Source organism: Mycolicibacter sp. MU0083 (genome assembly GCF_963378075.1).
In the GTDB taxonomy this organism is placed as follows: Bacteria; Actinomycetota; Actinomycetes; order Mycobacteriales; family Mycobacteriaceae; genus Mycobacterium; species Mycobacterium kokjensenii.
In genome coordinates this window covers 3,162,476-3,177,671 of sequence record NZ_OY726394.1, presented here as the reverse complement: position 1 = coordinate 3,177,671, position 15,196 = coordinate 3,162,476, and the positions used below count along the sequence as shown (strand labels likewise).

Below are 15,196 nucleotides of genomic sequence, written 5' to 3'. Positions count from 1 at the left end.
CGGATCAGCGGTAGCCGTCGGCCTCCGAGGTCGCCCCGTTGAGCGACGCGTCGGCGTAGCCGCGGCAGTAGTCCCAGGTCACGTAGCTGTCGGGTTCCGGGTCGTAGGCCGGCTCGTGCGGGCGGACGGTGCCGTCGATGAGCAGCTGCAGCAGGTTCGCGCGCAGCATGTCCCAGTCGTGATAGTGGTCCTGTTGGCAGTCGTCGCAGCACACCACCAGGCCGCGGATGCCCCGGTGTGCCAGCAGTGCCTCATAGACCGCCAGATCGGCCAGGTCGGCCTCCACCGCGGTCCGTTCCTGCGGATCCAGCGGTTGACCGGGCTCGACGTCGTCCAGCGCGAAAGACGGGTCGTGGGGATCGTCGGCGAACGGGTCGGGCGGCAAACCGGGTGGCAGGTGGTCTCGCACGCCCATCAGGGTACGCAGTCGCCCTGACAGAAAGCCAGCGGCGGGGCGCGAACGGCCGCGGCTCGCGCGCCAAGGTGGTGGCGGGCGAAAGCGCCCGCGGGTCGCGATTAAGATGGTGTTCTCACCCCCCGGCTGCGTAGTGGAGGCTCGTAGATGACCGTTGGTTATCCGAAACGGAAGTCAGTGCCCAGATGACCGGGGCCCATGCGAACGGTGCGGCCGGCTCGGTCGATGACCTGGTGTACGCGGGGGGCGCCTTCGGCGGGCAGGCCCCCAAGATCGCCATGCTGGGGCTGACGTTCGACGACGTTCTGCTGCTCCCGGCGGCCTCGGACGTCATTCCGGCCACCGCCGACACCGCCAGTCGGCTCACCCGCAACATCGCACTCAAGGTGCCGTTGGTGAGCTCGGCGATGGACACCGTCACCGAGGCGCGGATGGCGATCGCCATGGCCCGCGCCGGCGGGATGGGTGTGCTGCACCGCAACCTGCCCGTCACCGAGCAGGCCAGTCAGGTCGAAACGGTCAAGCGCTCCGAGGCCGGCATGGTCACCGACCCGGTGACCTGCACCCCGGAGAACACCCTGGCCGAAGTGGACGCGATGTGCGCCCGGTTCCGGATCTCGGGGCTCCCGGTCGTCGACGGCAACGGCTCACTGGTCGGGATCATCACCAACCGGGACATGCGTTTCGAGGTCGACCAGAACAAGCCGGTCGCCGAGGTGATGACCAAGACACCGCTGATCACCGCGCAGGAGGGCGTCTCCGCCGACGCCGCACTGGGATTGTTGCGCCGCCACAAGATCGAGAAGCTGCCGATCGTCGACGGCCACGGCAAGCTGACCGGGCTGATCACCGTCAAGGACTTCGTCAAGACCGAGCAGCATCCGCTGGCCACCAAGGACAGTGACGGCAGGCTGCTGGTCGGGGCCGCCGTCGGCGTCGGCGACGACGCCTGGGTGCGGGCGATGACGTTGGTGGACGCCGGGGTCGACGTGCTGATCGTGGACACCGCGCACGCCCACAACCGCGGCGTGCTGGACATGGTCGGCAAGCTGAAGGCCGAAGTGGGGGACCGGGTGGAGGTGGTCGGCGGCAACGTCGCCACCCGCAGCGGAGCCGCCGCACTGGTCGAAGCCGGTGCCGACGCGGTGAAGGTCGGGGTCGGGCCCGGCTCGATCTGCACCACCCGGGTGGTCGCCGGCGTGGGTGCCCCGCAGATCACCGCCATCATGGAGGCCGTAGCCGTCTGTGCGCCGGCGGGTGTGCCGGTGATCGCCGACGGCGGGCTGCAGTACTCCGGTGACATCGCCAAGGCGCTGGCCGCCGGTGCGTCCACGGCGATGCTCGGGTCGCTGCTGGCCGGCACCGCCGAGTCGCCCGGTGACCTGATCTTCGTCAACGGCAAGCAGTTCAAGAGCTACCGCGGGATGGGATCGCTGGGCGCCATGCAGGGCCGCGGCGGCGCCAAGTCCTACTCCAAGGACCGCTACTTCCAGGACGACGCGCTGAGCGAGGACAAGCTGGTGCCCGAGGGCATCGAAGGCCGGGTGCCGTTCCGCGGTCCGCTGAGCACCGTCATCCACCAGCTCACCGGTGGGTTGCGGGCGGCGATGGGATACACCGGATCGGCGACCATCGAGCAGTTGCAGCAGGCGCAGTTCGTGCGGATCACCGCCGCGGGCTTGAAGGAGAGCCACCCGCACGACATCACCATGACCGTCGAAGCGCCGAACTACTACGTCCGTTAGCGCCGAGACCGACGTTTCGCAGGCCGCTCCTCGGACTTGTGCTGCACAACGTCGGTTTCGCCGAGAAATGAGGTTGACCGCCCATGCGTGACATGGTTGAGATCGGCATGGGCCGCACCGCCCGTCGTACCTATGAGCTCGACGACATCAACATCGTCCCGTCCCGGCGTACCCGGTCCTCCAAGGACGTCTCGACGGCCTGGCAGTTGGACGCCTACCGGTTCGAGATGCCGGTGCTGGCCCACCCCACCGACGCGCTGGTCTCCCCGGAGTTCGCGATCGAGTTGGGCCGACTCGGTGGCTTGGGCGTGCTCAACGGTGAGGGACTGATCGGCCGGCATGCCGATGTGGAGGCCAAGATCGCCCAGGTGATCGACGTCGCCGCCAAGGAGCCGGAGCCCGCCGCGGCGACCCGGCTGCTGCAGCAACTGCACGCCGCGCCGCTGGACCCGGAACTGCTCGGCGCCGCGGTGGCGCGCATCAGGGAGTCCGGGGTGACCACCGCGGTGCGGGTGAGCCCGCAGAACGCCGCCGCGTTGACCCCGGCGCTGGTGGCCGCCGGTGTCGACCTGCTGGTCATCCAGGGCACCATCATCTCCGCCGAGCGGGTCGCCCTGGACCGGGACGGGTCCGAAGAACCGATCAACTTGAAGACCTTCATCTCCGAGTTGGACATCCCGGTGGTGGCCGGCGGGGTGATCGACCACCGCACCGCGCTGCACCTGATGCGCACCGGCGCGGCCGGCGTCATCGTCGGCTACGGCTCCACCTCCGGGGTGACCACCTCCGACGAGGTGCTGGGTATCTCGGTGCCGATGGCCACCGCGATCGCCGACGCGGCCGCCGCGCGCCGCGAATACCTCGACGAGACCGGTGGACGCTACGTGCACGTGATCGCCGACGGCGATATCCACACCTCCGGCGATCTGGCCAAGGCGATCGCCTGCGGGGCCGACGCGGTGATGTTGGGTACGCCGCTGGCCGGTGCCGCCGAGGCGCAGGCCGAGGGCTGGTACTGGCCGTCGGCGGCGGCCCACCCGTCGCTGCCGCGCGGCGCACTGATGCAGGTCGCCTACGAGGAGCGCCCGAGCCTGGCGCAGGTGCTCGAGGGGCCCTCCGATGACCCGTTCGGCTCGCTGAATCTGGTCGGCGGCCTGCGCCGGTCGATGGCCAAGGCCGGCTACTGCGACCTCAAGGAATTCCAGAAGGTCGGGCTCACCGTCGGCCACTAGCCCACGGTGATTTCGGCGCGCTAGTGCCCGCTGAGCGGGAGGAATCGCGCCGAAATCGCTAGGGTGCCAAGCCACGCAGCAGGGTGTCGACCGCGTCGCGGATCAGCGTGTCCTCCAGCGGGTCGATCATCGTGTTGTTGGCCAGGATCGCGATGCCGTGCAGCATGGCGAACATCAGCGTCCCGATCCGGGTCGGGTCGCCGGCGGCCAGCTCGCCGCCGGACTGACCCGCGTCGACCAGCTCCGTCACCGCGGTGAACGCGGTATCTCGCGCCTGTTGCAGCTCCCGGGGCGCGTCGGCCAGATACCTGTTGGCCGACATCAGGTCGACGAGTGCGGGATTGGCGGTGGCGAACCGCACGTAGGCCACCGCGACGTTTTCGAAGGTTTCGACGAAGCCGGTGGGCTCATTCGGCGTCGCTGCCTCGGCCAGCGCCACCCCCAACTGCCGGAAGCCTTCGGCGGCCAGCGCATCGAGCAGCGCGACCTTGTCCGCGAAATGCCGGCGCGGCGCACCGTGGCTCACACCCACCTCGCGGGCCAGCTCGCGCAGGGACAACCCGTCGACGCCGGAGGTGCGCAGGGTCTTCTCGGCCTGGGCGAGCAGAGCGGTCCGAAGGTCGCCGTGGTGGTAGCGACGATCGGTCATGGCAGCACCCTAACAACAATGTTGTCATTGACAGCATTTGTTGCCACTGTCTACATTCACTGGAGTTGCCCGCAGCCGAGACGAGGAGGGCGCGGTGGCCGCCGAGAATGTCCGCACGGTCCGTAGCTTCTGCCGGATCTGTACCTCGCTCTGCGGAATCCTGGTCGACATCGAGGCCGGCCCCGACGGTGACACCGTCGTCGACGTCCGCGGTGATCGCGACCATCCCCGATCCAAGGGCTACACCTGTCCGAAGGGCCGGGCGCTGGCCAAGATGCACCACCATCCGAATCGGCTCGAACACCCGATGCTGCGCGTCGACGGCGCGCTGGTGCCCACCACGTGGCAGGAGTGCCTCGACGACCTCGGCGGGCGGTTGCGCCGGATCATCGACGAGCACGGCCCGGCCTCGGTCGGGATCTTCTTCGGCAGCGGGCTGGGCATGGACGCCACCGGATATCGGCTGGCGCAGGGGTTGCACGCCGCGATCGGCACCCCGGCGAAGTTCAGCCCGATGACCATCGACGGCACCGCGAAGGTGCTGATCGCCGATCTGATGGGCGGCACCTCGGCACTGTCCGGCCGGCCGGACTACGACAACACCGAACTGCTGCTGCTCGTCGGCACGAATCCGGTTGTGTCGCACGGGCACAACATCGCAATGCCGAACCCGAGAGGCTATCTGCGCGAACTGACCGCCCGTGGCGGTCTCTGGGTCGTCGATCCCCGCCGCACCGAGACGGCACGTATGGCGACCGGGCACCTGGCTCCCCGTCCGGGGACCGACTATGCGGTCCTGGCATACCTGGTGCGCGAACTCTTGGCCGACGGTGCCGACCGCGACTTCTTGCGGCACCACACCCAGGACGGTGCCGCGCTGGCCACCGCGGTCGAACCGTTCACCGTCGAACACACCGCCGCGCTCACCGACACCGATCCCGCACTGCTCGCCGAACTGCTTGCCGCGGTGCGGGCTACCGGGCGGATCTCGGTGGAGACCGGTACCGGGGTGACGATGTCGGCCACCGCCAACGTCACGCAATGGCTGGCGTGCGCGTTGGCGGCGGTGACCGGATCGTTGAACCGGCCCGGCGGCACCTGGTTCCATCCCGGTTACTGGTATCAGCTCGAAGGCTTCGAACTGCCGATCTCAGGCCCCGGCGGAACGTTCGGGCCCGGGCCGTCCAGCCGCCCGGAGCTGCAGTCGATGCTCGACGAATGGCCTTGTGCGGCACTGCCCGACGAGATCGAAGCGGGAAACATCCGCGCCGTTCTGAACCTCGGCGGCAGCATGGTCACCGCCTTCCCGGACGCCGGCACGCTGACCGCGGCGCTGCGCAAACTCGACGTGCTGGCCACCTGGGAGATCATCGGGAACGAGACCACCGCGCTGTCCACACACGTGCTGGCCACCAAAGACCAACTGGAGCGCCCCGACGTCAGCCTGTGGGATGTGCTGATGACCGAGGTTGGCGCGCAGTACACCCCCGCGGTCCTCGACCCGGTCGGTGACCGACGGTCGAGTTGGTGGGTGCTGGCCGAACTCGGCCGCCGACTGGGCCACCAACTGGCCGACACCAGCGGCCAGGTCACCGACGACGCGATGCTCGCGGGGGTGACCGCGGGAGCGCGTGCACCGATGGAGCAACTGGTCGAACAGCGCTGCATCCGATTGGGATACCAGGTGCCCGCGCCGTGGGTGGACCGGCACATCGAGCGCCTCGGTGGCTGGCGGCTGGCCCCGCCGGCGCTGGTCGAACAGCTGGCCGCGCTGGACTCACCGGCCCCGCTGGTCCTGGTGCCGCGCCGCCAACGCGGCAAGCTCAACTCCCAGCTGGACTACCTGGGTGAGCCCACCGAGGTGCATCTGCATCCCGACGACGCGGCATCGGCGGGTGTCGCCGACAACCAGAAGGTGACGGTGTCCAACGGCAACGGAGAACTGGCCGGGATCGCCAAGGTCGATCCGACGATTCGGCGCGGTGCCGTCGCGATACCGCACGGGCACGCCCATGACGCCAACGTCAACCGGCTCACCAGTAAAGACACCGTCGACATCCTCACCGGGATGACGCACTATTCCGGTGTCCCGCTCTCGGTCAGGCCGGCCTGATGGCGGGCCGCCGCTATCGGGTGGCGCAGTGGGCCACCGGGACCATCGGCCGCTATGCGTTGCGCGGCGTGATCGAGCACCCCGAGCTCGAGCTGGCCGGGGTCTACGTCTACGGGGCGGACAAGGTCGGTCGCGATGCGGGTGAGCTCTGTGGGCTGGACTCCACCGGGGTGGTGGCCACCGGCAGCATCGAGGCGATCCTGGCCGCCGAAGCCGACTGCGTGCTCTACATGCCCGCCGTCCTGGATGTCGACGAGGTCTGTCGGCTGCTGGCCGCGGGGGTCAACGTCGTCACCACCTGCGGGCAGTTCCACCACCCGGCGGGTATGGATGCGGGCCTGCGGGCCCGCATCGAGCAGGCGTGCGCGGCCGGCGGCACCTCGATCCACAGCACCGGCAGCAGTCCCGGTTTCATCTCCGAGGCGTTGCCGCTGGTGCTGACCTCGGTCCAGCGTCGGCTCACCGGCTTGAGGATCGACGAATACGCCGACCTGTCCCGACGTGATTCCCCGGAGATGTTGTTCGGGCACATGGGATTCGGGCGGCCCGCGGCGCAGTTCGAACAGGCCCGGGCCGACTACCTGCGATCGAGTTTCGGGCCGTCGCTGCGATTGGTCGCCGACACCGTCGGCCTGTCGCTGGACGCGGTGACCGCCACCGGGGAACTGGCCACCGCCGCCCGGACCGTGCAGATTGCCGCGGGCACCCTGCCCGCTGGAACCGTGGCCGCGCAGCGCATCGTCGTCGCCGGGATCCGAGACGGGGCGACGCTGATGTCCTTCCGGGCGACCTGGTACTGCACCACCGAGCTCGAGCAGGACTGGGATCTGGCCCCCACCGGGTGGCATGTCGCCGTCGACGGTGACGCGCCGCTGGATGTCGCCGTCCGGATGCCCGTACCACTGGAACGAATGGCGGAGGTGTCGCCGGCCTACACCGCCAACCGGGCGGTCAACCTGGTGGCGGCGGTATGTGCGGCGGCCCCCGGAATCCGGTCCGGCGTGGACCTGCCGCTGGCGGCCCCGGTCCTGGGCTGACGGTCCGATCCCGCCGTCCGCGGATTATTTATCCGGCGTACTTCTCACATTTGTGGCCGTCGTGGTAAATACTCACTACATGATGTGAACTGCGGTTCGTTGTGCATGGCAACGCTTTCGGGAGGTTGGGGCCAGATGACGATGCTGATTGACCGGGCGCTGCGTGCGTCCACCGGGGGGCTGGCCGTAATCGTGGCCGCGGGGCTGGCCTGCCAGCCGATCGCGCAGGCCGCGGTACCCGATCCCGCAGTGACCCCGGGCGTCTCCCTGACCAGCGGCTGGAGCGGAGATCCCGACGTCGCGCAGGCGTTCGTCATGGGTGCCACCGGGTTCTCCACCCCCTCGCCATTCTTCGCCGATACCGCCGCCGAGCTGTACCTGAGCCGCAGCGGGTTCACCGGTGTCCCGCAGTCGCTGACCACCCCGCAGCTGGCCAACAACTACGGGGCCTCAGAGCATGAGGGCGCCGACATCCTGGTCAAGGCGATCCAAGACCGGATCGGCGAGGGCGGCATCGACGAGGACAACCCGATCTACGTGTTCGGCTACTCGCAGAGCGCGGCGATGTCGACCTATGCCATGGAGCAACTCGACGACGCCGGGGTCGATCACGACTGGGTCCGCTTCGTGATGGTCGGCAACACCGCCAACCCCAACGGCGGACTACTGACCGCCTTCGATCTGTTCGGCACGCATCCGTTCATCCCCGGACCGAACGTCACCCTGGACCAGGCCACCCCGGACGGCCTGTACTCGGCCGCGGTCTACACCCTCGAATACGACGGCTGGGCGGACTTTCCGCGCTACCCGCTGAACTTCATCTCGGTGCTCAACGACATCGCCGGCATGGCGATGAACCATCCGCTGTACCTCGGGCTGACCCAGGACCAGATCGACAACGCCGTACTGCTGCCCACCGAAGGCGAGTCGGACGTGGACTACTACATGATCCGCTCCGAGATCCTGCCGCTGCTGGCACCGGTGCGGCTGATGCCGTTCTTCGGAAAGGCGCTCTACGACCTGTTCGAACCGGTCACCCGGATCCTGGTCAACCTCGGCTACGGCAACATCGATCACGGCTGGAACGACGGGCCGGCAAACGTGGCGACCCCGATCAGCTTCGGGATGCCGGACCTGAACTGGAACGAGGTCATGGCCGCGCTCAACGCCGCCTGGCAGCAGGGGATGGCGGCCTACAACGCCGACGTGCCCACCATGTTCACCCCGGAGGCGTTGATGGACAACCCGGTGATCGCCGCGGTGGTCGAGTCGATGTACGGCGGTGGGGGCATCACCGACGCGGACCCGGATTCCTGGATGGACCTGTTCAACTCGATCGTGATCAGCCAGCCCGGCGAACCGGTGCAGGACATCGGTGACCTGCTCGAGACGGGATCCCTGGCCGGACTGCTCAGCGCGCTGCTCTGAGGCCGCAGAATCCCGATACCCGCGGTTCCGGTTGGGTGCGGGTAGGGCCATAATTGTGCGATGGTCTCCGAACGCCAGCCCGATTACGACGTCCTGATCATCGGCTCGGGATTCGGTGGCAGCGTCAGTGCGCTGCGACTGACCGAGAAGGGTTACCGAGTCGGCGTGCTGGAAGCGGGGCGGCGTTACTCCGACGCCGACTTCGCCAAGAACTCCTGGCACCTGCGCGAATTCCTGTGGGCGCCGAAGCTGGGTTGCTACGGTATCCAGCGCATCCACCTGCTCAACAACGTGATGGTGCTCGCCGGTGCCGGCGTGGGTGGCGGCTCGCTGAATTACGCCAACACGCTCTACGTGCCGCCGGAGCCGTTCTTCGCCGACAAGCAGTGGGCGCACATCACCGACTGGCGCGCCGAGTTGATGCCGCACTACGACCAGGCGCAGCGGATGCTCGGAGTGGTCAAGAACCCGACGTTCACCGACGCCGACCGCATCGTCAAACAGGTCGCCGACGACATGGGGGTCGGCGACACCTTCGTGGCCACCCCGGTCGGGGTGTTCTTCGGCCCGGACGGGGCCGACGGGCAGAAGGCTCCGGGTAAGACGGTCGAGGACCCGTTCTTCGGCGGTGCCGGGCCCAAGCGCACCGGTTGCATCGAATGCGGCGAGTGCATGACCGGATGTCGTTGGGGCGCCAAGAACACCCTGGTGAAGAACTACCTGTACCTGGCGGAATCGGCCGGCGCGCAGGTGCATCCGATGACCACCGTGACGGCGTTCGAGCAGGACGGAGACGGACTCTGGCGGGTGCAGACGGTGCGCACCGGGATGGGACTGCGCCGGCGCCGCAAGACCTTCACCGCGCGGCATCTGATCCTGGCGGCGGGCACCTACAACACCCAGCGGCTGCTGTTCAAGATGCGGGACAGCGGGAAACTCGCCAAGCTGTCGAATCAACTCGGTGTGCTGACCCGCACCAACTCCGAATCCATCGTGGGCGCAGCGACTTTGAACGTCAACCCGGATCTGGACCTGACCCACGGTGTGGCGATCACCTCCTCGATCCACCCGACCCCCGACACCCACGTGGAACCGGTGCGCTACGGCAAGGGTTCCAACGCCATGGGGTTGCTGCAGACCCTGATGACCGACGGGTCGGGGCCGCAGGGTACCGACACCCCGCGCTGGCGGCAGCTGCTGGACCAGGCCGGCGAAGACCCCGCCCACATCCTGCGGTTGCTCAACCCGCGGCACTGGAGCGAGCGCACCGTGATCGCGCTGGTCATGCAGCACCTGGACAACTCGATCACCACCTTCACCAAGCGCGGCCGGCTGGGCATCCGCCGCTACACCAGCAAGCAGGGACACGGCGAACCGAACCCGAGCTGGATTCCGGTCGGCAACGAGGTGACCCGCCGGATCGCCGCCAAGATCGACGGCGTGGCCGGTGGCACCTGGGGCGAGCTGTTCAACATCCCGCTGACCGCACACTTCCTGGGGGGTGCGGCGATCGGTGACAGCCCGCAGCACGGCGTCATCGACCCCTACCAGCGGGTGTACGGCTACCCGACGCTGGCCGTGATGGACGGCGCGGCGGTCTCGGCGAACCTCGGCGTCAACCCGTCGTTGTCGATCACCGCTCAAGCCGAGCGCGCCGCGTCGCTGTGGCCCAACAAGGGCGAGGACGACCAGCGGCCGGCCCAGGGCGAACCCTACCGGCGGCTGGACCCGATCGCCCCCCGCAACCCCGCGGTGCCCGAACGCGCCGTCGGCGCGCTGCGCTGGGCTTAACGCGCCACCTGATGCCGGTGGTTCGGTGCGCGGCCGGGCGGCTGTTGCGGCGGGGGTAGCAGCGCCACCCGCCGGCGCACCGGGAGCGTGGTCGGCGAGTCGGTGCTCAGTTCGAGTTCCTCCCCGGCATGGTTGATGGTCAACCGCTGCTCGGGTCCGTCGCGCAGGGTGTAGGTCACCGCGCTGTGGCCGGCCTCGACGGTCAACCGGAATCCCCGCCAGCGCAGCCGGAATCGAAGGCGTGAAATGCCTTCCGGCAGCGCGGGATCCAGGCTCAACACGCCGGTGTCGTCACGCAGGCCCCCGAAGCCGGAGACCAACGCCAGCCAGGTTCCCGCAAGTGCCGCCAGATGCAGGCCGTCCCGGGTGTTGTCGTGCAGATCGCGCAGGTCGACGAACGCGGTCTCGTAGGTGTAGTCGTGGGCCAGTTCCAGATGCCCCACCTCCGCGCACATCACCGCCTGGGTGCATGCCGACAACGATGAGTCCCGCACCGTGCGCCGTTCGTAGTAGTCGACGTTGCGGGCCTTCTGCTCGGCGGTGAACGCGTGGCTGCGCCACTGCATGGCCAGCAGCAGGTCGGCCTGTTTGACGACCTGGGCCGGATACAGCCGAACATAGGGTTCGTTGAGCAGCAACGGGTAGGTGTTGCGGCCGTCGAAGTCCCACTCCGCGGCCGAGGTGAAGCCCTCGCACTGCGGATGCACCCCGAGTTCCTCGTCGTAGGGGATGTGCGCCGCGTCGGCGGCGTCCCGCCAGGCGGCCATCTCCTCGGTGGTGACCCCCAATTCGTGCGAGGCGTCGGGATGACGGGCGCACGCGGCGGCGGCGGTGCGCAGATTGTGCGCGGCCATCAGGTTGGTGAAGACGTTGTCCCGCACAATCGCGGTGTATTCGTCGGGTCCGGTGACCCCGGACAGATGCCACACGCCGTGCCGGTCGTGGTGCCCCAGCGAACGCCAGAGCCGGGCGGTCTCGACCAGCACCTCCAACCCACACTCGGCCTCCACCGTGTCATCCCCGGTGACCACCCGGTACTGCTCGAACGCCGCGGCGATATCGGCGTTGATGTGCCAGGCGGCGGTGCCCGCCGGCCAGTACCCGGAACACTCCTGGCCGCGAATCGTCCGCCACGGGAAGGCCGCCCCGGACAGCCCCAGTTCGGCGGCGCGTCCCCGGGCCAGTTCCAACGTGCTCGCCCGCCACCGCAGCGCGTCCGCGACCGCGTACGGGGCGGTGTAGACCAGCACCGGAAGGATGAAACTCTCACTGTCCCAGAAGGTATGGCCGTCGTATCCGGTGCCGGTCAGCCCCTTGCTGGGGATGGCGCGGCGTTCGGCGCGGGCGCTGGCCTGCAGCAGATGGAACAGGGCGAAGCGCACCGCCTGCTGGCAGTCGGGGTCGCCGTCGACCTCGACGTCGGCGCCGTCCCAGAACTCGTCGAGGTAGCTCCGCTGGGACTCCAGCAGTCCCTGCCAGCCGCTGTAACGCGCACCGGTCAGCGCCGCGATGGTCTGGTCGCGCAGCGCCGGCCGGGACCGTTCACTGGACCAGCCGTAGGCCAGATATTTCACGATGCGCAGTTTCTGCCCCGGCCGCAGGCCGCAGACCACGGTCGTCGCGGCCACGTCGGGAATCGTCATGGTGTTGACCTGGACCCGGCCGGGCACCTCGACCTCGTGGTCCATCGCCGCGGCCATCATCAGTTCGCTGGATCGGGTGCGGTGTACCAGCACCGCGGCGGTACCGGTGTTCTCGCGTTCGACGGCCTCCAGCGGGTTCTCCAGGATCGCCGCGACCCGGGGGTCGTCGGAGGTCGGCGGCTGGTCCTCGTTGGCGACCAACTCCGATTGCACCGTCACCCGGGTGAATTCGTCGACGGCCTCGACGATGTATTCGATGGCGGCGACGCTGCGATAGGCCAGTGACACCAGCCGGGTCGACTGCACCTTGATCTGCTTCCCGGCCGGGGAACGCCAGTGGATGCGCCGGGTCAGGGTGCCCGCCCGCATGTCCAGGGTGCGCTCGTGGTCGAGCAGGGTGCCGTAGCGGACGTCCAGCGGTTCGTCGTCGACCATCAGCCGGATGATCTTGCCGTTGGTCACGTCGACCACGGTCTGCCCGGCCTGCGGATAGCCGTAGCCCGCCTCGGCGTGTGGCAGCGGCCGCACCTCGTAGAACGAGTTCAGGTAGGTGCCGGGCAGGCCGTGCGGTTCGCCCTCGTCGAGGTTGCCGCGCAGGCCGATGTGCCCGTTGGACAGGGCGAACAGCGACTCGGTCTGCCCGAGCAGATCCAGATCGAGGTGCGTCTCCCGGATCCGCCATGGTTCGATCGGAAAGTAGTCCTGCGCGATCATCGGTCGGTCCTCACAACAGTTCCTCCAGATCGGTGACGACGACGTCGGCGCCGTGGCTCAGCAATTCGGCCCGCTGGCCCACCCGGTCGATGCCGACCACGACACCGAACCCGCCGGCCCGGCCGGCCGCCACGCCCGCGAGCGCATCCTCGAACACCGCGCAGGCCGCCGGGTCGACGCCGAGCAGTTGCGCGGCCCGCAGGAACGAATCCGGGGCCGGCTTGCCCGCGATGCCCTCGGTACGCAGCGTCACGCCGTCGACCCGCTCGGCGATGAACCGGTCCAGCCCGGTGAGCGCCAGCACGTCGCCGGCGTTGGCACTGGCCGAGACCACCGCGGTGGCCAGGCCCGCCGCGGTGACCGCCGACAGGTAGCGCCGGGATCCGTCGAACACCTCCACCCCGTCGGCCTGCAGGGTCGCCTGGAACGCCACGTTCTTGCGGTTGCCCAGGCCGTGCACCGTCTCGGCCTCGGGCGGATCGTCGTCGGTGCCGTCGGGCAGCGTGATGCCGCGGCTGGCCAGGAACGAACGCACCCCGTCGTCGCGTTTCCGGCCGTCGACGAAGCGCTGATAATCGCCCACCGGGTCGAACGGCACGAACGGCTCTCCGGTGCGTTCGGCGTGTGCCGACAGGTAGGCGTCGAACATGGCCTGCCAGGCGCGGGTGTGCACACTCGCGGTGTCGGTGAGCACCCCGTCGAGGTCGAACAGGCAGGCCCGGACCGTTTCGGGCAGACCCAGCACGGTGCCCCTCCTTTTCGATGGTGCGGCGCGCTCGCTTCGGATACGTACCTGCTCCACTTCACCATGCCGCCGTCGCTCCGGCGAACTTTTGCCGCCACTAGACTCACTGCGGTGTCATCACCATCGTCTCGCCCCGTGCTGGTCATCGACTTCGGCGCGCAGTACGCCCAACTGATCGCCCGCCGGGTCCGGGAGGCCCGGGTGTTCTCCGAAGTCGTCCCGCACACCGCGACCGTCGAAGAGATCGCCGCGCGCGACCCGCGGGCGATCGTGCTGTCCGGCGGCCCGGCCAGCGTCTACGCCGAGGACGCCCCGCGGCTCGATCCGGCGTTGTTCGACCTCGGCATCCCGGTGTTCGGCATCTGCTACGGCTTCCAGGCCATGGCTGCCGCGCTCGGCGGCACCGTCGAGCGCACCGGAACCAGTGAGTACGGCCGCACCGAGCTGACGGTGACCGGCGGGGAGTTGCACTCGGGGCTGCCGAGCACCCAACCGGTGTGGATGAGCCACGGCGACGCCGTCACCGCCGCCCCGGACGGGTTCACGGTGGTGGCCGCTACCGCGGGAGCCCCGGTGGCCGCGTTCGAGCACCGCGCCCGCGGGCTGGCCGGGGTGCAGTACCACCCCGAGGTGCTGCACACCCCCTACGGGCAGCGGGTGCTCAGCCGCTTCCTGCACGAGTTCGCCGGTATCGACGCGTCCTGGACGCCGGCCAACATCGCCGACGCGCTGATCGAGCAGGTGCGTGAACAGATCGGCGACGGCAACGCCATCTGCGGGCTGTCCGGCGGGGTGGACTCCGCGGTGGCCGCGGCCTTGGTGCAGCGGGCCATCGGTGACCGGCTGACGTGTGTGTTCGTCGACCACGGGCTGCTGCGCGCCGGGGAGCGCGAGCAGGTGCAGAACGACTTCGTGGCCGCCACCGGAGCCAAACTGGTCACCGTCGACGCCGAAGCCGTCTTCCTCGACGCGCTGGCCGGGGTGACCGATCCCGAGGGCAAACGCAAGATCATCGGGCGGCAGTTCATCCGGGCCTTCGAGGGCGCGGTACGCGACACACTGGGGGACCACGACGTCGAGTTCCTGGTGCAGGGCACGCTGTATCCGGACGTGGTGGAATCCGGCGGCGGTGCCGGCACCGCGAACATCAAGAGCCACCACAACGTCGGCGGGCTGCCCGACGACTTGAAGTTCAGCCTGGTCGAGCCGCTGCGGCTGCTGTTCAAAGACGAGGTGCGCGCGGTCGGGCGCGAGTTGGGGCTGCCGGAGGAGATCGTTGCCCGGCAACCGTTCCCGGGGCCGGGACTCGGCATCCGGATCGTCGGCGAGGTCACCGGCGAGCGGCTGGCGACGTTGCGGCAGGCCGACGCGATAGCCCGCGAGGAGCTGACCGCCGCCGGTCTGGACCATCAGATCTGGCAGTGCCCGGTGGTGCTGTTGGCCGACGTCCGTTCGGTGGGGGTGCAGGGCGACGGCCGCACCTACGGGCATCCGATCGTGCTGCGGCCGGTGTCCAGTGAGGACGCCATGACCGCCGACTGGAGCCGGCTGCCCTACGAAGTGCTGGAAAGGATCTCGACTCGGATCACCAATGAGGTGCCCGACGTCAACCGCGTGGTGTTGGATGTCACCAGCAAACCGCCCGGCACTATCGAGTGGGAATAGCCACCGAGTTGGAGTAGTC

General features: G+C 69.0%; 11 protein-coding genes. 7 read left to right on the top strand and 4 right to left on the bottom strand.

The window, feature by feature from the left end; genetic code table 11:
- Nucleotides 1-4: 4 nt before the first annotated feature.
- Entirely contained in the window at nucleotides 5-409 is a 405-nt protein-coding gene (locus RCP38_RS14865; protein ID WP_308473699.1) for a DUF5319 domain-containing protein, read from the bottom strand.
- A gap of 284 nt (nucleotides 410-693) precedes the next feature.
- On the opposite strand from RCP38_RS14865, the gene guaB reads away from it, so the two are divergent.
- The gene (guaB, locus tag RCP38_RS14860; protein WP_308477323.1) at nucleotides 694-2,160 is read left to right on the top strand and encodes an IMP dehydrogenase; all 1,467 of its coding nucleotides are present in this window, start codon (nucleotides 694-696) and stop codon (nucleotides 2,158-2,160) included.
- Between the two features lie 83 nt (nucleotides 2,161-2,243).
- Nucleotides 2,244-3,392, top strand: a complete 1,149-nt coding sequence (locus RCP38_RS14855) for a GuaB3 family IMP dehydrogenase-related protein (RefSeq protein WP_308473698.1) — start codon at nucleotides 2,244-2,246, stop codon at nucleotides 3,390-3,392.
- Nucleotides 3,393-3,450: 58 nt separating this feature from the next.
- Here the strand turns inward: RCP38_RS14855 and RCP38_RS14850 are convergent, their stop codons facing one another.
- Nucleotides 3,451-4,041: a TetR/AcrR family transcriptional regulator gene (locus RCP38_RS14850; protein WP_308473697.1), complete on the bottom strand. Its 591-nt coding sequence runs from the start codon at nucleotides 4,039-4,041 to the stop codon at nucleotides 3,451-3,453.
- 94 nt (nucleotides 4,042-4,135) lie between these two features.
- On the opposite strand from RCP38_RS14850, the gene RCP38_RS14845 reads away from it, so the two are divergent.
- The 4 genes from RCP38_RS14845 (at nucleotide 4,136) to RCP38_RS14830 (ending at nucleotide 10,410) form a co-directional block, all read left to right on the top strand.
- Nucleotides 4,136-6,154, top strand: a complete 2,019-nt coding sequence (locus RCP38_RS14845) for a molybdopterin-containing oxidoreductase family protein (protein WP_308473696.1) — start codon at nucleotides 4,136-4,138, stop codon at nucleotides 6,152-6,154.
- Entirely contained in the window at nucleotides 6,154-7,191 is a 1,038-nt protein-coding gene (locus RCP38_RS14840) for an NAD(P)H-dependent amine dehydrogenase family protein (RefSeq protein ID WP_308473695.1), read from the top strand. Before RCP38_RS14845 ends, RCP38_RS14840 begins: the two co-directional genes overlap by 1 nt.
- 135 nt (nucleotides 7,192-7,326) lie before the next feature.
- Nucleotides 7,327-8,619 carry a PE-PPE domain-containing protein gene (locus tag RCP38_RS14835; protein ID WP_308473694.1) on the top strand — a complete coding sequence of 431 codons (1,293 nt, stop codon included), beginning with the start codon at nucleotides 7,327-7,329 and terminating at the stop codon, nucleotides 8,617-8,619.
- A gap of 60 nt (nucleotides 8,620-8,679) precedes the next feature.
- Entirely contained in the window at nucleotides 8,680-10,410 is a 1,731-nt protein-coding gene (locus tag RCP38_RS14830) for a GMC oxidoreductase (RefSeq protein ID WP_308473693.1), read from the top strand.
- On the opposite strand, the gene RCP38_RS14825 is transcribed toward RCP38_RS14830, so the two are convergent.
- On the bottom strand, nucleotides 10,407-12,767 hold the full coding sequence (locus tag RCP38_RS14825) for a glycoside hydrolase family 65 protein (RefSeq protein WP_308473692.1): 2,361 nt from the start codon (nucleotides 12,765-12,767) through the stop codon (nucleotides 10,407-10,409). The two genes, RCP38_RS14830 and RCP38_RS14825, sit on opposite strands and share 4 nt — an antisense overlap.
- Nucleotides 12,768-12,777: 10 nt before the next feature.
- Nucleotides 12,778-13,512, bottom strand: coding sequence for a beta-phosphoglucomutase family hydrolase (locus RCP38_RS14820; protein ID WP_373692368.1), 735 nt, complete (start codon nucleotides 13,510-13,512; stop codon nucleotides 12,778-12,780).
- 111 nt (nucleotides 13,513-13,623) lie between these two features.
- Between RCP38_RS14820 and guaA the strand changes: the two genes are divergently transcribed.
- Nucleotides 13,624-15,177, top strand: coding sequence for a glutamine-hydrolyzing GMP synthase (guaA, locus tag RCP38_RS14815; RefSeq protein ID WP_308473691.1), 1,554 nt, complete (start codon nucleotides 13,624-13,626; stop codon nucleotides 15,175-15,177).
- Nucleotides 15,178-15,196: the final 19 nt, after the last annotated feature.